18 protein-coding genes and 1 tRNA gene are annotated in these 19,908 nt (G+C 62.6%); 4 read left to right on the top strand and 15 right to left on the bottom strand.

The genetic code is table 11. The features are described from left to right. Window positions 1-43: 43 nt before the first annotated feature. Window positions 44-568, bottom strand: coding sequence for a YbhB/YbcL family Raf kinase inhibitor-like protein (locus G6N59_RS26020; protein ID WP_138229799.1), 525 nt, complete (start codon window positions 566-568; stop codon window positions 44-46). 28 nt (window positions 569-596) lie between these two features. Further along, a complete protein-coding gene (locus G6N59_RS26015) occupies window positions 597-1,928 on the bottom strand; it encodes a M20/M25/M40 family metallo-hydrolase (RefSeq protein ID WP_138229798.1) in 1,332 nt (443 codons plus the stop codon). 75 nt (window positions 1,929-2,003) lie between these two features. Here G6N59_RS26015 and G6N59_RS26010 point away from each other — a divergent pair. Beyond that, window positions 2,004-2,089 (top strand) — tRNA-Leu (locus G6N59_RS26010). Between the two features lie 357 nt (window positions 2,090-2,446). Beyond that, window positions 2,447-3,004: a type IV toxin-antitoxin system AbiEi family antitoxin domain-containing protein gene (locus G6N59_RS26005; RefSeq protein WP_138229797.1), complete on the top strand. Its 558-nt coding sequence runs from the start codon at window positions 2,447-2,449 to the stop codon at window positions 3,002-3,004. Between the two features lie 183 nt (window positions 3,005-3,187). On the opposite strand, the gene G6N59_RS26000 is transcribed toward G6N59_RS26005, so the two are convergent. The 3 genes from G6N59_RS26000 to G6N59_RS25990 all read right to left on the bottom strand — a co-directional run bounded on the left by G6N59_RS26000 (window position 3,188) and on the right by G6N59_RS25990 (window position 5,727). After that, entirely contained in the window at window positions 3,188-3,829 is a 642-nt protein-coding gene (locus G6N59_RS26000; RefSeq protein WP_138229796.1) for a TetR/AcrR family transcriptional regulator, read from the bottom strand. Window positions 3,830-3,940: 111 nt separating this feature from the next. Continuing rightward, a complete protein-coding gene (locus tag G6N59_RS25995; protein ID WP_138229795.1) occupies window positions 3,941-5,488 on the bottom strand; it encodes a flavin-containing monooxygenase in 1,548 nt (515 codons plus the stop codon). Further along, window positions 5,485-5,727, bottom strand: a complete 243-nt coding sequence (locus tag G6N59_RS25990) for a hypothetical protein (protein WP_138229794.1) — start codon at window positions 5,725-5,727, stop codon at window positions 5,485-5,487. Before G6N59_RS25990 ends, G6N59_RS25995 begins: the two co-directional genes overlap by 4 nt. 676 nt (window positions 5,728-6,403) lie before the next feature. Here G6N59_RS25990 and G6N59_RS25985 point away from each other — a divergent pair. Both G6N59_RS25985 and G6N59_RS25980 read left to right on the top strand, forming a co-directional pair. Continuing rightward, window positions 6,404-7,222, top strand: coding sequence for an SDR family NAD(P)-dependent oxidoreductase (locus tag G6N59_RS25985; RefSeq protein WP_138229793.1), 819 nt, complete (start codon window positions 6,404-6,406; stop codon window positions 7,220-7,222). 200 nt (window positions 7,223-7,422) lie between these two features. Next, a complete protein-coding gene (locus G6N59_RS25980; RefSeq protein ID WP_138229792.1) occupies window positions 7,423-8,283 on the top strand; it encodes an SDR family oxidoreductase in 861 nt (286 codons plus the stop codon). Window positions 8,284-9,409: 1,126 nt separating this feature from the next. On the opposite strand, the gene G6N59_RS25975 is transcribed toward G6N59_RS25980, so the two are convergent. From G6N59_RS25975 to G6N59_RS25930, 10 genes are all read right to left on the bottom strand, one after another. Next, on the bottom strand, window positions 9,410-10,294 hold the full coding sequence (locus G6N59_RS25975) for a metal-dependent hydrolase (protein WP_138229828.1): 885 nt from the start codon (window positions 10,292-10,294) through the stop codon (window positions 9,410-9,412). A gap of 110 nt (window positions 10,295-10,404) precedes the next feature. After that, the gene (locus tag G6N59_RS25970) at window positions 10,405-11,457 is read right to left on the bottom strand and encodes an AraC family transcriptional regulator (RefSeq protein ID WP_138229791.1); all 1,053 of its coding nucleotides are present in this window, start codon (window positions 11,455-11,457) and stop codon (window positions 10,405-10,407) included. Between the two features lie 43 nt (window positions 11,458-11,500). Next, complete coding sequence (locus tag G6N59_RS25965) at window positions 11,501-12,589, bottom strand: CaiB/BaiF CoA transferase family protein (RefSeq protein WP_138229790.1); 1,089 nt, start codon at window positions 12,587-12,589, stop codon at window positions 11,501-11,503. 6 nt (window positions 12,590-12,595) lie between these two features. Next, window positions 12,596-14,152 carry an acyl-CoA synthetase gene (locus G6N59_RS25960; protein WP_138229789.1) on the bottom strand — a complete coding sequence of 519 codons (1,557 nt, stop codon included), beginning with the start codon at window positions 14,150-14,152 and terminating at the stop codon, window positions 12,596-12,598. Continuing rightward, entirely contained in the window at window positions 14,146-14,961 is an 816-nt protein-coding gene (locus G6N59_RS25955) for an alpha/beta fold hydrolase (RefSeq protein ID WP_235678756.1), read from the bottom strand. The genes G6N59_RS25960 and G6N59_RS25955 overlap by 7 nt, the downstream gene beginning before the upstream one ends. A gap of 41 nt (window positions 14,962-15,002) precedes the next feature. Then, on the bottom strand, window positions 15,003-16,298 hold the full coding sequence (locus tag G6N59_RS25950) for an acyl-CoA dehydrogenase family protein (protein ID WP_138229787.1): 1,296 nt from the start codon (window positions 16,296-16,298) through the stop codon (window positions 15,003-15,005). After that, window positions 16,295-17,167, bottom strand: coding sequence for an SDR family oxidoreductase (locus G6N59_RS25945; protein ID WP_163911764.1), 873 nt, complete (start codon window positions 17,165-17,167; stop codon window positions 16,295-16,297). The genes G6N59_RS25950 and G6N59_RS25945 overlap by 4 nt, the downstream gene beginning before the upstream one ends. Window positions 17,168-17,185: 18 nt before the next feature. After that, window positions 17,186-18,061, bottom strand: coding sequence for a MaoC/PaaZ C-terminal domain-containing protein (locus G6N59_RS25940; protein ID WP_138229786.1), 876 nt, complete (start codon window positions 18,059-18,061; stop codon window positions 17,186-17,188). A 1-nt stretch (window position 18,062) separates the two neighbouring features. After that, window positions 18,063-18,500, bottom strand: coding sequence for a type II toxin-antitoxin system Rv0910 family toxin (locus G6N59_RS25935; protein ID WP_138229785.1), 438 nt, complete (start codon window positions 18,498-18,500; stop codon window positions 18,063-18,065). Window positions 18,501-18,535: 35 nt separating this feature from the next. Continuing rightward, window positions 18,536-19,741, bottom strand: coding sequence for a lipid-transfer protein (locus G6N59_RS25930; RefSeq protein WP_138229826.1), 1,206 nt, complete (start codon window positions 19,739-19,741; stop codon window positions 18,536-18,538). Window positions 19,742-19,908 lie beyond the last annotated feature (167 nt).

Genomic DNA, 19,908 nt, shown 5'->3' with positions numbered 1-19,908 from the left:
AGGGCGGCAGGTACCGCCCCGCGACTCGGCCCGAGCTGCTCGCCTACTTCTGCTCGTAGGTGCCGTGGATGACGGCCCGGGCGATGGCCTGCATGAACAGGTTGAAGCCCAGGAACGCCGGGGTGGCGTTCTCGGGGATGTCCAGCTTCTCCACCGGCAGTGCGTGGACCGCGATGTAGTACCGGTGCGGCCCGTGGCCGGCCGGCGGAGCGGCACCCAGGTAGCGCTTGAGGCTGGCGTCGTTGGTCAGCGTGATGGCGCCGCCGGGCAGTGCATCGCCGTTGCCCGCGTCGGCGGCGAGCTCGGTGACGTCGGCGGGCAGGTTGGCGACGGCCCAGTGCCAGAAGCCCGATGCGGTCGGGGCGTCGGGGTCGTACACCGTGACGGCGAAGCTGCGGGTCTCGGCCGGGAATCCCGACCAGCTCAGCTGCGGCGAGACGTCCTGTCCCCCGGCACCGAAGATGCCGCTGACCTGTTCGTTGGCCAGGGGGCCACCGTCGGACAACGACGTCGAGGTCAGGGTGAAGGTCGGCAGCTGCGGCAGGTTGTCATACGGCGAAGCAGTCATGATGTCCTTTCGGTGGCGGGCAGAGCTATCAGCAGTGCGTCAGGAAGTGTTCGAGGACTTTGGCGCCGAACTGTAGTGCGTCTACGGGTACCCGCTCGTCGACCCCGTGGAACAGCGCGGCGAAGTCCAGCTCGGGCGGCAGCCGCAACGGCGCGAAGCCGAAACACCGGATACCCAGGCGGACAAAGGCTTTCGCGTCGGTGCCGCCCGACATCATGTAGGGCACAGTGCGGGCGTCAGGATCGACGGCCAGGATGGCAGCGTTCATCGCATCGACCAGGTCGCCATCGAAGGTGGTTTCCACACTGGGCAGGTCACGCTCCCAGGTGCGCGTGATGTTGGGCCCGAGCAGCGCGTCGAGCTCGCGTTCGAACGCCTCCTTTCGGCCCGGCAGCACGCGGCAGTCGACCATGGCCTCGGCCGTGGCCGGGATGACGTTGGCCTTGTAGCCGGCCTTGAGCATGGTGGGGTTCGCGGTGTCGCGCAGGGTGGCGCCGACGATGCGCGCGATGCCACCCAACTTCGCGATGCTGCCCTCCAGATCCGGCGAGGCCGGGTCGAGGTCATAGCCGGTCTCCTCGGAGACCGCCGCCAGGAACTGCTCGACCGACTCGCTCAGCACCAACGGGAACTGGTGCCGGCCCAACTTGGCGACGGCTTCGGCGATCTCGGTGACGGCGTTGTCGTCGTGCACCATCGAGCCGTGCCCGGCCCGGCCGCGGGCCGTCAGCCGCATCCAGGACAGGCCCTTCTCGGCCGTCTCGATGAGGTACAGGCGGCGTTCGCCGCCATCCTTGGTGGGGACGGTCAGTGAGAAGCCGCCGACCTCGCCGATGGCCTCGGTGATGCCGTCGAACAGCTCAGGCCGGTTGTCGACGAGCCACTGGCAGCCATAGGTGCCGCCGTGCTCTTCGTCGGAGACGAACGCGAACACCAGGTCCCGCGGCGGGACGATGTTGTTGCGCTTCAGATGCCGCGCGACGGCGATCATCATGCCGCACATGTCCTTCATGTCGACCGCGCCGCGACCCCACACGTAGCCGTCCTTCACCGCGCCGGAGAACGGGTGGACGCTCCAGTCGGCGGGCTCGGCGGGGACGACGTCGAGGTGGCCGTGGATGAGGAGGGCGCCGCGACTCGCTTCGGCACCCTTGAGCCGGCAGAAGACGTTTCCGCGGCCGGGCGCCCCCGCTTCGACGTACTCGGTGGTGTAGCCCACCTCCCGCAGTTTCTCGGCCACCCAGCGGGCGCAATCTTCCTCGCCTTTGGTGGTCTCCGGCTCGCCGGTGTTGGACGTGTCGAACCGGATGAGCGAGCTGACGAGATCAACGACTTCGTCTTCGGGCGCAGTCACAGTCACATTCGTACCACCCTCGGTTTTGGACTGGGCACCTCGATCCGTTAGCCTAAGCTGCCCGGCCAGACGGCTGGGCAGGTCCGAGTGGCGGAATGGCAGACGCGCTAGCTTGAGGTGCTAGTGCCCTATTAACGGGCGTGGGGGTTCAAGTCCCCCCTCGGACACAATTTTCTTAGCGATATACAGCAAATACGCTCTACAGCTCGTTTTAAGCATTTGCTGCAAAATTACGCTCGCGACGAATGGCCTCAAGCCCGTGTCGCAGATGGCCAAGTCGCCTTTCTAGATGGCCCTCGGACGCGTCCGCCAACACGGCCGAAGCCGGCGGTCGCCGCGACGCGCTGCCCGCGCGAGGTCATCATGAGCGCCTCGTTGACACCTGGTGCCGACCTGGCCCTAGATCGAAACGCACCCTCACCAGCGATGAAGCCCGCCGCGACGCCCGGTCGCAAGCGATACAACCCGTATACAGGTGCTATTAACTGTAAACGATTTGTTTGTGATCGGAGGTGCCGATAGCCATGGAAGCACTAACCCCACGCACCGCACAGAAGGTCGGATTGTCGCGCGGCGCCTTCTACCGGGACGCACGCGAAGGCCGCCTCGACCGCATCGCACGGGGCATCTACCTACCCGCTGACGCCCCGGCAATGGACTGCGATCTGATCGAGGCCTCAACCCGCCGAGCGGACGCGACCATCTGCTTGACCTCCGCGCTGGCCCACTACGACCTCACCGACGAGATCCCCGCCGCTTTGGATGTCGCGATCCCGCGGGGATCCCGCACCCCAGCAGGACGCGCCGCGATCACCTGGCATCACTTCGATGCGGCCACCTTCGAGATCGGACGCGACCAGATGACGATCCCCGGCTCGAATCAAACGATCGGGATCTACTCCCCCGAACGATCCATCGCCGATGCGTTCCGCCTGCGCGGCACAGTCGGGTACGAGCTCGCCCGTGATGCGCTGCGGCAGTGGCTGCGCGCAGGCGGCAAACCGGCACTGCTCATGGACATCGCTTCGCGCCTGCCTCGCGCGAAAACCCCTGTCCTGCAAGCACTAGAGATGTTGTCATGAGTCGCGGCGACGAGGTGTTCCGCCAGCTCCAGGCCAGAAGCCTTCCACGATCTCGGGGGAACCACACTGGCATGAGAGATGAACCATACATAACGCGCTGTACCTCAATACATAACGTGCGCGCATTGGCAGACGATTAGCTGGCGGCAGGTTACATCGGTGAGACAGATGGTCGGGATCGGTTCACAGTCCAGCGGTCGCTGGCAGAATTCCGGCCGCTGCTGCACGCAAGTTAATACAGGCGCGGTCCCACCGGCGACGAGCCCGTTCGGCATCTTGGTCGACAAAGCTCACGAGCAGAATTCCCCGTAACGCATCCATCGCTGTGTACACGATATTTCGGAGTTCTTTCGGCGCATCGTGATGGGGAAACTGTTGGGCAATCGCCGTGATCAACGTGGCATTGACCAGAGGCTCGACGCGCTCGATATGACGAGCCAGGATCGGGTCAGTACGAGAAGCAACCCAAAGTTCCAGGCTTGCAGTGAACATGGGTCCCTGGTGGGCCTCCCAGAGGAACTCCAGCGCCGCCCCAATCGGATCGGGGCTTGTATGGAGTCGGTCCAGGTCACTCATCGCGGCTCGCGTGCGCTGCTGTGCCAGATGCTCGATAGCGGCGACGACGAGGTCCTCTTTCGAACCGAAATGGTGCACCTGCGCACCCCGGGTGACCCCCGCCATCTCCGCGACCCGGGACGTGGTGGTGCCGCTGTAGCCGTACTTCACCAGACACTCGACCGTGGCATCCAGCAGGCGAGCACGCATGACTGCGCTGCGCTCGGCTTGGGTGCGGCGCTTGGCTTGCCCACCGGCGTCTGAACCCATCTCCATATCCTACGCACACGGCCTGCACGAACCTAAGCAAACAGCCTGGATGGTATGTAAATCTGTTTCGGTTCAGCCCGTTTGAAGCCGCGGCACCGACGCCGTACCGCTTTAGCCCGGATGCCGGTTTTCATTCAATTGGCTCGGCCCAACACGGGTGTCTGGAGATTCGAATCCGACGGCTTCGTCGTCGGCGGTCTGGGCGGAACGCAGCATGTAGTTGTCGAAGATCGGTTGCGCTTCGAGTCGTTCGCGATAGCGGCTTGGCGTCCACGGCCACAATTCCGGCAAGCCGTCGGTGCCGAGGTACCAACTGGTGCAACCGGTCGTCCAGACGGTGTTCGGCATCGCATCGCGCATCTCGGCGTTGAACGCATCGGTGGCGGCTCGCGTTGGGGCGACCGAATCGAACAGTTGATCACGCCACCGGTCGATCCAGTCCCTAATGTGGTTGGCCTGCATCTCGGCGATCGCCGTCACCGAGTAGTTTCCGACTGGACTATGTGGGCCCATCAGCATGAATAGATTCGGGAATCCTGGCATCGCCACCGCCAGGTGGGCTTTGGGTCCGTCGGCCCAGGCGTCGCCGATTGTGACGTCGTCACGGCCAATTACCCGCATCGGTCGCATGAACGCATGCGCGTCAAATCCTGTGGCCAGCGCGATGACATCCACCTCGTGTAACACGCCGTCTGCAGTGACTATGCCGCGAGACTCGATGTGGTCGATATCCTCAATCACCAGATCGACGTTGTCACGTTGCATGGCGCGGTAGAAACCCGATGAGACGACCAACCGGCGACACAGCGGCTCGTAGTCGGGTGTGAGTTTGCGGCGCAGTTCGCGGTCACGCACCGAACGCAAATTGGCCCGGCAGATCGAGCTGATCAGCGTCCGTCGCCAGCCCGGTCGCACCACCGCATGCGACAGGAACTCAAAAATATCCCGGTAGCTGCGATAGGCCGATCTGCCCAATACCGGCATTCGCCGGCGGATCCGATCTGACAGACCCCAGTACGGCAGATTCGGGACCGGAGCGACCCATTGCGCGCTGCGTTGAAACAGTTCGAGACGATCGACGGTCCGCGCGAGTCCGCACACGATCTGCACGCCGGTCGAACCGGTACCGATCACCGCGACCCGCTTGCCGGCCGTGTCCACACTGTGGTCCCACCGCGCCGAGTGCATCACTGGTCCTCGGAAATCACAGATTCCCTTGATGTTTGGGTACCGCGGCTCGCGTAGGACCCCGGTCGCCAAGATCAGGAAGTCGACGAGCTGTTCATCTCCCCCTGCGGTGCGGATCCGCCATCGGTGATCGATGAAGGTGGCGTCGACGATTTCATTGTTGAACCGGATTTGATCGCGAAGACCGTAGTCGCCGGCGACCTTGGCGAAGTAGTCCTGAATTTCGGCGCCCGGCGAGAAGAAATGACTCCAATCCGGTTTCGTGGCAAACGTGTATTGGTAGAAACGGGATGGGATGTCACAGCTCAGGCCGGGGTACGTGTTGTCACGCCACGTCCCGCCGACCTCGGAAGCTTTCTCGTAAAGAGTAACGTCGTTGATTCCCGCGTGGCGCAACGTAATCGCCATGCACATGCCGGACATGCCCGCCCCGATGATAGCGACCGAAGGCATGCGCCTGTCGTTAATCATGATCGAACTTCCAAGGTGCCATCGACCAATGCGGAATCTGCCCCGGCTTGTGCCTCATCCAGTCGGAATTCGAAGCGCGGCAAGGGGATCCCGTGGTTATCCAGGATCGCTCCTCGCGTGCCGATGCCAGCCTTTTGCCGACGACAGCGGTCGTCGAATCTGTTGGCAGCGCCGGTGATCCGCATGCCCTGGGTGCGGTGATCGCGTGCAGGTTTGTCGGACTGGGGCTTCGTCGTCATTCAGCTAACGGTATGCGTCGCCCGGCCTACCCCGGAATGCGCGAAACGGTCAGATTTTTGATCGAAACAGACAGCAGTCGGAGATCGATCGCTTCGGCGGGACGTTGTGATGGCCAATACGGAAATCGTGACCGCTCTGAGGACTCGAGCGTATCGGGCCTATGTGCCGCACTACCAACCCGTACTGCTGCGGTCCGAGCATCATTGCACTCGCGGAGCCTGCACTCGCGCACCCAGTCGGTTCTGTGCAGCGATACGGGTGGCGAACTCGGTTGACAGCCACGATATTTAGCGAATTGAGGCACCCGCCTCATCGAAGTTCTCACTACTGGCCTCATGTCTGAAAATATCAAAGTAACGTCCGTAGTTGTCATGGCAGCCGACACCGCGCACCCGTAACGTGATCAGATGTAGCAACAACGACATTCGCGCTCGGTACGCACCGCCAGGTCTATCGCCTTTCCATCCAGATCAACTATCGCGCATCGAAACTTCAAGGAGTCCTATGAATTTCCCGTTCCGGTCGGCCGTGGTGCAGCCGCTGGTTCGCCCGACGGCGCGTTCGACAATTGCGCTGGATGTCAGGCAGACAGTGCAAGATCAACCCGAGCGGACGCGAAATCACCCGTGCAAGAACAGTTCAGCCGCGACCTCGATCGAAAGTCAGAGCTGATCGATGCGCGACTATCGCGGCCGGACCATCGTCATCACCGGGGCCGGCAGCGGCATCGGGCAGGCTCTCGCCCTTGAGTTCGCACGTCGCGGCGCTCAGCTCGCCCTCTCGGATCGAGTCGAGACTGGCCTTGGCGACACGATGCGACAATGCCAGACCCTGGGCGCTACGGCGCGTAGCTACCAGGTGGACGTCGCCGACCGCACCGCGATCTACGACCACGCGGACGTGGTAGCCGCCGACTTTGGTGCGGTCGATGTGTTGATCAACAATGCCGGCGTAGCGGTACATGGCCGGATCGGCGAGACACCGGATGCCGACCTGGAGTGGTTGATGAACGTCAACTTCTGGGGCGTCGTGCACGGCAGCCGGGCTTTTCTACCGCATCTGGCCGCTACCGGACACGGCCAGCTGGCGAACGTGTCGAGTATTTTCGGATTGATATCGACGCCAAAGGATTCCATCTATAACGCATCAAAGTTCGCTGTCCGGGGGTTCACCGAATCGCTACAGCAGGAACTGCGACTCGACCGAGTACCGGTATCGGTAAGTTGCATCCACCCCGGCGGGATCAAAACCAATATCGCCACCAACGCCCGGGTCGGCCCCGGCGAGTCGGCCGATCAAGTTCAACGGCTGTTCGCCCGGGCGGCCGTCACCAGCCCGCAGACTGCCGCCCGCACCATCATCGGCGGACTCGCCCGGAACCGGGCCCGCATTCTGGTCGGCTATGACGCCTATCTGATCGCAGCGCTCCCCCGGGTTCTAGGCCCCCATTACGGTCGTCTCGTCGAGACAGGGGCGCGCCTTGTCGGCATCTAGCCGAGTCACGGACGACCCACGCGAACCCTTGGCACATGTCCTGCATCAGCGGGGACCGTCGGGGGGGATCGACAGCAACCGCGCCGCATGGCAGTAACCGTCGGATAGCGGCTGACGGACTACCTCGAAGACCACATCGCACCGCCACCAATCGCCGCAATCATCAGCTCGTCACTTTCTCCCCTTGGACAGGAGCTCTCATGGCACAGCACCAGAACGCCTCCGACCGCATCGTCGCCATCACCGGCGGCGCTCGCGGCATCGGCGCTGCCACCGCGGCCGCCTTCGTCAATGCGGGCGCCACGGTGGTGATCGGCGATATCGACGCCGAACAGGCTCGGAGCACCGCTGAGAAGTTGGGGCCTACCGCGCACGGCCTGGCCCTCGATGTCACTGATCCCGTCGGAGTCAGCGAATTCCTGGACCACGTGGAGGGTCAGGTCGGACCGATCGAGGTGCTGATCAACAACGCCGGCATCATGCCGGTGGTGGCATTCGCCGAGGAACCGGTGGCCTCTGTGCAACGTCAGCTCGCCATCAACGTCGCTGGAGTCATCTACGGCACCCAGGAAGGAATACGCCGTATGCGACCACGCGGACACGGGCATATCGTCAACATCGCTTCGGCCGCAGGCAAGATCGGGTTTCCCGGTGTCGCCACCTATAGCGCCACCAAGTTCGCGGTTGTCGGCCTCACCGAGGCAGTGGCACTCGAGTATAGGGACACCGGGATCGAGTTCAGTTGTGTCATGCCGGGGCTGACCAATACTGAACTCGCTGCCGGCCTGAACGACCACTGGCTGCTGAAGACCTGCCAGCCTGAGGACATCTCCCAGGCGATACTGGCCGCTGTGGATCGCCCCCGCCACCGCATCTATGTGCCCAAACATCTGGCGCCGCTGAACGCCTTTTACAGTGCGCTCCCCCACGCTCTCGGGACACGCATGATGCGTCTGGTCGGGGCGGACCACCAGATCCTCGACGGTGCGGGCGACGCGCGGCGCGCCGTCTACGAAGCCCGCGCGAGCGTCAGCGCTGGCGAGCAGCGGGATGATCTGTAGGTCACTCAACAGTGCACTCACTCGTGCCGCCCACCGCATGCTGAGCATGCATCGGTCTGGCTACGGAAAGCCCTGCAGCTGTTGAGAATTCGGTAACGACCCATCGAATTGCGCTAGGCTAGCCGGGCCGTCGTTTCCTCGACACGATCCATACGCCCGCCAGCGACATAGTCGGCGGCCACGTATCGACCGCGGAATATCCGTCAGCCCCGAACCGGGAATGTCGGAAGTGTTTCTGGCGCAGTTGCGTCACTTTCTACAGGATCACGCCGACCAGGAAATGATCGATCAGCTCGCAAACTGGACACTGGCGCTGGCGACTCCGAGCAATGGTGCGTGACCTTGCCCATGATCCGACGATGCGCCGTTTCACCACGCTGCGTCTGATACTGCCTGATACTGCCGCCCGATCTTGCTTTCACCTCTGGACTTTCCCTGACCAGCCGGTGCTCTTTCCTCCCCTTGGTGACACGCCACCGCATGGAACTGTGCAACTGCAGAATCTGATCGCCAACCACGTGACCATCGCGCATCGTCATCTCCGAGTTCTTATGCTGCAGGTGGCACTACGCCAAATGAATCAGCACTCCATCCTTGAGCAAATGGCTGGCCGGGCGGGCCGCACCCGGTGGATTTGGTTGAACTGCAACGGATTTCCTCGCACAGGCCAAGGCGTGCGAACCGTCGAACTTGGATAGGGAGGGTTCGCCATGTTGCACACGGGCGGGGGCGTTGTCCGACTGCTTTCTGCTTGACCGCGACGAGCAGAAGATGGCCGTAGATGCATGGCGGCGAGCCAACCCCGGACACACCACCATCAGCCTGGCTCAGCGCAAGCTGCCGATGGCCGCGGCGGCATCGGCATGCGGGATCAATCCATGCAGATGGGAATTATCTCAGCTGAAGGTCCCACGAAGAATATGTTTACTTTTTACCGGCATCGCTGCGACACCGGATTCGCCACCGCCGAGGTATACCGAAAAATATCGACGGTCTGAGTGACGATGCTGATGTGTTGGGTTTCGCCGGGGCAATCTCGGAAAAGATCCACAAACCCAATACCCGAGACTACTCAAGCAGCCTGCCGCTCAAGCAATCTCGGGTATCCCGAATATCGGTCCAGCTGTCACCTCAGGTGGCCAGCAAGCTCTCCCCGCTCGCCGAACAGGGCCTCTTGCCACGTAGTGAGCAGCTCGGTGTTGTCGATCTGGTCAGGGTGAAAACTGGGGTTCTTGAACGGCTTCATCGACTTGTAGAAACCCTTCCACATCGGATTGCGAAGCATCTGAACTGTCTCTTTGATGATCCGCACCGGCTGCCTGCGGCCCTCGTGGTCGGTCGTGGCGATCGAGATCCAAGTGAACAGCACCAGGATCGGGATACCGAAGTGCGATGCGAACGTCATCCAGCGCAGCCGGGTGGACTCCGGGACGCCGACGGCCCGATACACGTCGAACGCCACCGACTTGTGCTCCAATTCTTCTAGCGCATGCCAGTTCAGCAGGTTGCGGATCTCGGGGGCATACATCATCGTCTGGATCTCGGGGCTTTTGAGGATGTTCTCCGCCCACACCGCCGTGAAGTGTTCGGCGGCCACGGTGAACCCAAGGAAGAAGCGCCGCAGCCGGGGCAGCTGGTCTGGATCGGGGTACTGCTTGTCGGTGAACTTCTCCATCCGCTCAGTGCACTCCAACAGATACTCGAACCACGCGGTGGGATAGCCCATCGCCGCGAGCTGCTCGTTAAGCTCACGATGCTGTAGGCCGTGCGTCTTCTCCTGTCCGATGAAGGCCGCCACCCGTTGCTTCAGGTCGGGGTCGATGAGCTGATCTTTGTAACGACGAACCGAGCGGACGAAAAGTTCTTCGCCCGGCGGGAAGATCGCTGACAGGACAGCGACCATGTGACTGAATACCATGCTTCCATCGGCGAAATACTTATTCGCCGGCGCTTGGACTCCGAACCCAAAGTTCATGCGCCGCACCGTCGGATGCGCTGTTACATTTGCCATGCCAGTGACATTAGGCGCGGCGTCGTGGACGCGGAATGAGCAAAGCGGACACGAAATTGATGATTTCGGACATTCCTCGTCCAGTAGGACGCGTTGCCCAGCTGCACCGGTTAGAGTGGCGACGCCGTTCCACGGTGTCGGCTTGGCCGGGTGCCGGTCCATCGAATGAATGCTCGTGTGAAAGCGGCAGTCTCTGAATAACCAAGTTGGCGCGCGGTTTGCTCCACGGTGAGCCCGGATTCGAGCAGGGCTGCAGCCAACGTGGCGCGGACTTCGTCGATCAGTAATCGGTAGCTGGTGTTCTCAGCTGCCAGGCGCCGATTCAAGGTGCGTTCGCTGATGCAGAGTTCGCCGGCAATGGCCGCCATCGATGGCTGCCGGCCGGGATCGCGCACCAGTCGGGTGCGGACCAGTGCGGCCGTTCCACGGCGTTGGCGGCGAGCCTGCAACAGGTCCTCGCACTGCTGCACGCACATGGCTGCGGTGGCGGCATCCGCGGCCGGCATAGCTTGGTGCAACACCTCATTCGGGATGATGATGGCGCTGCGGGTCGACGAGGTGTCGATCTCGATGTTCAGCCCGGCAAAATCGAATCGATCCCACGGTGGTTCGATGCCGGGCAGCTCGACTCTGATTGCCTTATCTGATTCGAGTTGCCCGAGTAACAACGGTCCGAGGTTGAACAGCGCGTGGAGATCGCGTTCGACCATGAATTCCCGGACATCGGAGGGCATGTGGCTGTTGTCGAACTCGATGATGGCGCCGGTGGCGGTGTTGTGCCGGGTGACCCGAAGATAGCTCGATGACAACACCGCGAAGCGGCAGCCAACATTGACCGCGTCGCTCAAGTTGGAGCTTGCCAGCAGGGCGTAGCCAAAGATGCCCATGTTGGCGATGTTGTACTGGAGCCCAACGTCTCGGGCGTATTCGTGCGGATCGGGCACGCGGGCAAGGATGTTGCGGAGGACCGCTAGTTCTTGACTGGCCTGTACCTCGGTTGCGGTGTTCTCGATGTCAGCCAATGTCAAACCGGTGCCGGCCAGGCAGTCAGAAGCAGCGACGCCACACGACCGTGCCGCCTCAATCATGTGCCGACTCGTAGTTACCGGCCTCGGAACGTCCCAATCCGCACCGATGAGCTGAGCATTATCGGCGACCGCCATGTGTCTGAATATATCAAATATGTTGTCGCATTGGTCATTCCAGTCATTCCGGCGGGTCACAACCGCTCCACCTGGCGCGCGCCGCCGCCACGGATAGCACCTTCAGGGCTTGCGGCGTTTGGGACGGAGTACGACCGAACCTCGGTGCGGGCGCCGGCTGGCGGACGCCGTCAACCTCGATGAAGGATCCGCGGGCCACATGATGTGGATGGTCGGGCGCCTCCCAAGGTGACAGCACCGGGGTTATACAGGCGTCGACGTCGCCGAAGATGTCCGCCCACTCGTCGCGGGTCTTCGTTCGGAACTTCTCGGCAAGAACTGCTCGCCACCGTGGCCACGAAGTCGGATCGAGCTGAAAACCGAGATCCTCGTCGTCAAGATCGAGAACGGCGGTCAGCGTGGCGAAAAACTCTGGTTCTACGGCGCCGAGTGCCACATGTTTGCCGTCGGCGGTCTGATACGTGTCGTAGTACGCGGCGGCGCCGTCGAGCATGTTGGACCCACGCTCGGCGTTCCACATTTGTGTGTCGTACAGCCCGTGGATAAATGTCATCAACAAACTGGCCCCGTCGATCATCGCCGCGTCTACCACCTGGCCGAAGCCAGAGCGTTCCCGTTCGAACAGTGCACCCATGACTCCGGCGGCCAACAGCATGCCACCGCCGGCGAAATCAGCGATCAGATTGGCCGGTGGCACCGGGCGTTCACCATGACGGCCGATGATGTCGAGCACGCCGGTCAGCGCGATGTAATTGATGTCATGGCCCACTCGCAGAGCCAACGGGCCTTCCTGCCCCCAGCCCGTGAGCCGTCCGTATATCAACCTCGAATTGAGCGCGCACAGATCCAACGGTCCCACCCCGAGCCGTTCGGCGACACCCGGCCGGAAACCCTCCATGAACACGTCGGCCTTGGATACAAGTTCGCGCACGAGCTCACGCCCGGCAGCATCTTTGAGATCGATCTCGATGCAGGACTTTCCGCGGTCCAGGGGTCCCGCGGGCGGGGCATACCGGGAACTGCTGTCAATGCGCACCAGGTCAGCGCCAAGGTCGGCGAGCATCATGCCGGCGAACGGCACTGGCGCGAGCCCGGCGAGCTCGATCACCCGTACTCCGTGCAGTGGTCCCATAGTTGTCTACTTCCCCGTCAACTGGTTTCGCAGCAATTTGCCTGTGGCGTTCTTCGGCAGTTCATCGACAAAGATGATGTCTCGTGGAACCTTGTGCCGAGCGAGGTTCGCCTTCACGTAGGCCTTGATCTCATCAACCGTGGGCTCGCCGTCCGTGTTGACAATGACGAAGGCGCGCAATCGCTTTCCGAACTCATCGTCATCCACGCCGACCACAGCGGCTTCGACGATATCGGGATGATCGGTGAGCAAATGCTCGACCTCAAGCGGGAATACGTTCTCCCCTCCGGAGACGATCATGTCGTCATCGCGGCCGTCGACGAACCACAGACCGTTGGCATCGAAATGCCCGACGTCCCCGCTCGACAGCATCCCGTCAACCACCTCCTTGTGCCCGCCGTCGGTGTACCCGCTGAATGACAGCCCGCTGCGGACGAACAACGTGCCGACGCGTCCTGTTTCGGTGATCCGATTCCGATCCTCGTCGTAGCACGCCAACCGGCAGCCCAGCGGCGGTCTCCCAACGGTTCCGGGTGCCTGGCGCAGTTCAGCTGGTGTGGCGATAGCGGCAACGGCCACCTCGGTGGAGCCGTACAGGTTGTACAGCACGTCACCAAACGCGTCTGCAGTCCGCCGACACAGGTCCGGTGAGAGCGCCGAACCTGCAGCGAACACCACGCGCAGCGAGGACGTGTCGTAGCGTGACAACACATCCTGCCCGAGGTCGAGGATGCGCTGCAGCATTGTGGGTACCACGATCAGGGCCCCGGCACGGTGTTCGGCGATCGAGGCCAGCGTGGACTCCGGGTCGAAGCGGCGTGCGAGCACCATTCGGTTGCCAAGAGCCAGTCCCAGTGCACAGGTGGCTAGTCCAGTCGCGTGGAATAGCGGTGCGCTCACGCAGTAGACGTTGCGGTTGGGCCAAGGGATCCGGTCCAGCAGCTGAGCGGACTGCAGAGGATCAATGTCGTTGCGCGGAGCGCCTTTTGGGGTGCCGGTGGTTCCGCTGGTCAGCAGCACCATACCGCCGGGACGCGGCGGCACTGGTACCCGGCTCGTCGTCATCCCGTATATCAGCTCATGAAGGTCGAGGCGCTCGACGGTAGCCGGCAGCGCGCCCAGCATCTCATCAAATTCATCATCGGTCAGCAGCACACCAACCCGCTCACGGGTGCAGACGTCCGCCAGCTGCGGTGCGGCGAATCCGGTGTTCATCAAGACCACTCGCGCACCGATACGGTTCGCCGCGCTCAGCGCCAGCAGAACACCGCATTGGTTGCGATACAGCACGGCAATCACCGAGTCTGCGCAAACGCCGTGCGCCTGTAGGCCTCTGGCCAACGCATTCGAAGCGTGCTCCAGGTCAGCGAAAGTCATGGTGCCCCGGTCGTCGGCGAGCGCCGGGGCGTTGCCGTAGCGGCGGGCGGCATGCGCGATCAGCCCGCCAAATGGTCCGTAGCGACGGACAGCGAGCGCTGCGTGAACAGCGCGGTGCGGTCGTAGCGGCTCGACCATGCCACGTCGACTCAACACCCGTACCGCGCGTAGCTGGTCAGTCAACATCTAGCCCGTCCTCTCAGGTTCTCGATCTGTTCCAGCAATTGCACGATGATCCGAACCACCTCGGCCGGGTTATCCAGCTGTGGGCAGTGCCCCGAGCACGGCAGAATCAGCAGATCGCTGCCGGGGATCTCTTGGTGCAGAATGCAACTGGAATGCACAGGGATGATTCGGTCCTTGGCTCCATGCACGATCACCAGCGGGCAAGCGATCCGCATCCCGCGATGCCCCTCCGCAGATTCGTACGCATACTGGAATCCATAACGGGCCAGATTGGCGACATCCGATATCCGCGATACCGTCCGACTCCAGTGCTTCATCACCTCCGGATCGGGTCGCATCCCAGGGCCATAAAGCAAGTGCGGTGCCAGCCACCGAGTGGCGCTGCGCACCACCGGCGACGGAATCGGCACGTGCCCGAGCCCTGACCAAAACCAGGCGGGGATATCCAACGATCGGGCGAGCCGCGCCGGCCAATGTTGCGCGGCCAATGGATAATCCAGGGCCACCACCGATTGCACTGGCGCGCCGCGCCGCGCAGCCGCCCGCACAGCGGTGGCCGCACCCAGCGAATTGCCGACCAGGATCGCCGGCCCGATCTCGGCCAGAACGGCGTCGACGAACGCATCGAACTGAGGCACCATTGGCCCGGACCGGCGCGGTTCGGCCTGCCCGAATCCAGGCAGATCGACTGCAATTGCGTTACGCCCCAAGGCATCCATGTGCATCAGCACCCGACGCCAGGTATCGGCGCTGTCGGCATACCCGTGTAGCAGTACCACGGGGGTGCCGATACCCGACACGGACAGCATCCGGGTACCCACCCCATCGAACCTGGCGCGGGTCTCGCCGATCACGCTCTGAGCAGACCCTTCGCGATGTGGGTCACCTGCACCTCGTTGCTTCCGGCGTAGATCATCAGCGACTTGGCATCGCGGGCAAGCTGCTCCACTCGGTACTCGGCCATATATCCGTTGCCGCCGAAGAGTTGCACCGCGTCCATAGCCACCTCGGTGGCCGCCTCCGAGGAGTACAGCTTGATCGCCGACGCCTCGGACAATGACGGCAACTCGCCGGCTTTGATTCGCTCGAGTGAGCCGAACACCATGTTCTGCACATTGATCCGGGCGACCTCCATATTGGCCAGCTTGAGCTGGATCAACTGGAACTGCCCGATCTCCTTGCCCCACAGGGTGCGAGTCTTGGCGTATTCGACGCATAGCCGATGGCACTCATTGATGATGCCGAGTGACATCAACGCAACGCCCACACGTTCGGCGGTGAAATTCGCCCGCGCGCTTTCGCGGCCGTCGCCAGCGGAATGTTGCTCAGTCTCGCCCAGCAGCCGATCCGGGGTGAGTCGGACGTTGTCGAAGAACAGTTCGCCGGTCGGCGAGGACATCATGCCCATCTTCTTGAACGGCTTGCCTTGGGTGAGCCCTGGCATGCCAGCATCGAGCACAAAAGACAGCACGGGGCGGTTGCGCTTCTCGACTTCAGACACGAGCTCGCGCGAGGACCCTGTTGAGGAATCCCTGTCGTCCAGTTTTGCGTAGACCACCAGCAGATCGGCATCCGGCCCGTTGGTGATAAAAGTCTTCTGGCCGTTGAGAATATAATTCTCGCCATCGCGTTTGACGTAGGTCTTCATGCCGCCGAAGGCATCCGACCCGGCATCCGGCTCGGTGATCGCCCAGGCCGCAATCTTCTCCAGCGTCACCAACTCCGGCAGCCAGCGCTCCTTCTGCGCTAGGGTGCCCCGGCTCATGATGGTCGCCGCACCCAGACCGAGGCTGACGCCGATGCTGCTCAACAGGCCGATGCTGACCCCGGCCAGTTCGGAGACCATGACCGCCGCCATCGACGCCTGCGCGCCGATTTCGCCAAGTCCGCCTCCAGATTCCCCCTTCTTCACCGGGGCTTCACCCGTGGCAGTTGCCTCCGCCTTGGCGCGTTGCTTGTCCAGCATGTTCTTAACCGCCTCGGCCGCCATCTCGTCCAAGCCGAACTCGCTGAACAGTTTTCGCGCGAATCGGTACGGCGACAGTTCGCCGCTTTCCAGTCGATCCAGGTGCGGGCGGATCTCTTTGTCGATGAACTCCCGCATCGTATCCCGCATGATCTCGTCGGTATCGGACCACTCGATCATGACGGCAGCCTTCCGGCGATGTCGTCGATGCGCCACAGGCCGTCGGTCTCGATTGTGTCGACATCGTGCCAGCCGCCCAGTTGCGAGATCGCCCCGCCCTGAACGGCATACACCTGACCGGTGACGGGACACTTCTCTGTTGCCAGGTAGGCGACCAGCGGAGAGATGTTGGCAGGGCTGAACAGATCGACCTCGCCCTCATCGGTGGGCTCGCCCATCATCGCGCCCATGCCCGGGGTGGCCAAGGTGAGCCGAGTCCGTGCGATCGGCGCGATGGCGTTGACTCGCACGCCGTAGCGCTCCAACTCATCGGCGGCGACCAAGGTCAAGGCCGCGATGGCGGCCTTGACCGCCCCATAGTTGGCCTGGCCCGCGTTGGGGACGGTGGTTCCCGAACCCGACGCGGTGTTGATCACCGCTGCATTTGGCTGATTACCGGCCTTGGATTGGGACTTCCAGTAGTCGGCCGCGTGCCGCAGCACCGAGAAGTGGCCTTTGAGATGAACCGCCACCACGGCATCCCAGTCCGCCTCGCTCAGCGTGGGTATGAAACCGTCCCGCAGGATACCGGCGTTGTTGACGACCACATCGAGTCGACCGAACTCGCCGATCGCCAGGTTTACCAAAGATTCCGCGCCGTCCCAGGTGGCGATGTTCTCGGTGTGGGCAACGGCAGTGCCGCCCGCAGCGCGGATCTCGGCGACCACCTCGTGCGCCGGACCTGCATCCGTGCCTTCGCCCGCGTTGCTGCCACCCAAGTCGTTGACGACGACGCTGGCGCCTTCGGCGGCGAAAAGCAGCGCATGCTCGCGGCCGATACCACGACCCGCGCCGGTGATCACCGCCACGCGGCCTTCCAAAGCTCTCATTGGTATTGCTCCCTTGTCTTAGTCGGCGATGACGGCCAAGCCGTCAGTGATGGCGAATTCCTCGCCGGCGTCCCCGTTACGGGCAGTCTCGAACGCGAATGTCGTTGCCCCGCCGGTGCGTCCGGTCTGCCAGATCCGGGTCTCCAGATCGTCACTCGGCAGCACCATCTTGGAGAACCGGACCGCGAACCGCTTGAGTCGGTTGACGTCCGATCCGCCGACCTCCGTGAGCACCGCCCACGAAGTGAACGCCATGGTGCACAGCCCGTGAGCGATGATGCCCGGCAGACCGGCATCCCTGGCGGCCTCCTCGTCCAGGTGAATCGGCATCGGATCACCTGCGGCCGGCCCGTACCGGAAGGTCTGATCAGCATCGACATGCTGCACCAGCTTGGCCATCGGCGCCCGGTCACGCAGTCCGACATCGAACTTGTGGTGGGGCACCCGATCCCCCACCGCCTTACCTGCGTTGACACCGCGATAGAACCCGATCAGGTACTGCTCATTGACCAGTTCGTCATCCGCGGCTCGGGTCTCGAGATGAATCGAAACCCGAGTGCCCGAGTCCACTGTGTCGTAGCCGATCACTCGCCCACGCGAGGCTAGCTTGTCGCCCGGCCGGATCGGACGGTGAAAGTGGAAATCCTGTTCCCCGTGGACAATTCGACCAAAGATCTCGATCGGCACCACATCGAGCACCGGTGCCATCATCGCGTCGAAGGCAGGTACGATCGCAAATACCGGCGGTGCGACGTCGCCGGCACGGTGCGCCTCGATCGGATCATTGGTTGCCGCGGCATACTCAGCGATCCGCTCTCTGGTGACCTCGAAGCCCTCTGGATCAGCCCAGGAATTCAGACCCGAATTGTCGAATTCGGTAATCTGCTCGGCCATCTCAGCTCGCCGCCGCCACTGACCCGAGCTGAGCCAAGGTCTTGTCCAACTGCTTGGCGCCATCCTTCTCGACCGCCTTGGCGAGCGCACCCTTGACAAGTGCTCCCTCAAAGTCGCCTGCCACGCTGAACTTCGAGCCGCCATCTGATGGCGTGACCGAAAACTCGAAGTGGCACTTCACTCCCGCCATGCCCGTGCCGGACAGCGACAAGCTGTTCGGGGCGTCGAGTTTGTCGATCTTCCACTCGATCTTATTGGCCATCCCAAGCATTACGATCTTGGCGGTGAGCGTAGTGCCTTCGGTCAGCACGGCCGGCGGTTCCTGCAGCCACTTCTCGTGGATGGTGAACCACTGGTCCCAGCTGGACAAATCCGAGATTGTGTTCCACAGGGCCTCCGGGCTGGTCGACAGTTCCTTGGTTGCTTCGATGTGTCCCATGATTTCTCCTTGATTTGATGGTGTTGGTTGGGATTTCAGCGCTCGGCGCGCTGGTAGGCGGTCACGACGGCGGCACCGCCCAGTCCGATGTTGTGTTGCAGGGCCGCGGTGACCCCGTCCACCTGACGCTTGTCGGCAGTGCCACGCAATTGCCAGGTCAGCTCGGCGCACTGCGCTAACCCGGTAGCACCCAGCGGATGCCCTTTGGAGATCAGACCACCAGAGGGGTTGACCACCCAACGTCCGCCATAAGTGGTGTCGCCGTTGTCGAGCAGCTTGTGCGCCTCACCCTCACCGCAGAGCCCTAGCGACTCATACAAGAGCAGCTCGTTGGCCGAGAAGCAGTCATGCAGCTCGATTACCCCGATGTCTTCTGGACCCAACCCGGACTGCTCGTAAACCCGCTGGGCGGCAGCAGCGTTCATGTGATGTCCAATCAACGCCTTGCAGGTGCCGTCGAAGGTGTTCTCGAAGTCGGTGGTCATAGCCTGCCCGACAATCTCGACCGCCTGCGACGCCAAACCATGGGAATCCACGAACGCCTCCGATGCCAGGATCGCCGCGCCGGACCCATCCGAGGTCGGCGAGCACTGCAGCTTGGTCAACGGGTCGTAGATCATCTTGGCCGCCAGGATGTCATCCAGGGTGTATTCGTCCTGGAACTGCGCATACGGGTTGTTCACCGAATGCTTGTGATTCTTGTAGCCGATCTTGGCGAAATGTTCTGCGGTAGAACCATATTCCTTCATGTGCTCGCGGCCGGCCGCGCCGAACATCCACGGCGCGGGCGGGAACAGCACCTCCGAGATCTCAGCCAGGGCCATGATGTGCTTGTCCATCGGCTGGGCGCGGTCGTCATATGAGGCTCCCAGCGAACCCGGTTGCATCTTCTCGAAACCCAGCGCGATCGTACAGTCCGCCGCGCCGCCCCGAATCGCCTGTGCGGCAAGGAAAAGCGCAGTGGACCCGGTCGAGCAGTTGTTGTTCACGTTGATGACCGGAATCCCGCTCATGCCAAGCCCATACAGCGCGCGCTGACCCGAGGTGGACTCCCCGAACACGTACCCGACGTAACCCTGCCCTACTTCGCGGTAGTCGATTCCCGCATCGGCCAACGCCTTCGTGCCCGACTCCCGCGCCATGTCCGGGTAGTCCCACACCGAACCGTCCTCATTGAGACGCCGGCCCGGCTTCTCAAACTTCGTCATCCCTACGCCGATAACGTAGACCCTGTTCGACATCACGTTCCCTTCATCGGGTTGCCATCTGCTGGATAAAACATACACACCCGAATGTATATAACACAACCGCCCCTGGAAGAGCACTGCCGAAAAATCGCGATACCTGGCGACGAGCATTGCAAATGCAGCTCGACCCACCACGAACCCCAAGCGTGGACAGGGCGCCC

The organism is Mycolicibacterium aubagnense, assembly GCF_010730955.1.
GTDB classification, from domain to species: Bacteria; Actinomycetota; Actinomycetes; order Mycobacteriales; family Mycobacteriaceae; genus Mycobacterium; species Mycobacterium aubagnense.
This window is presented reverse-complemented; position numbering and strand designations above follow the sequence as displayed.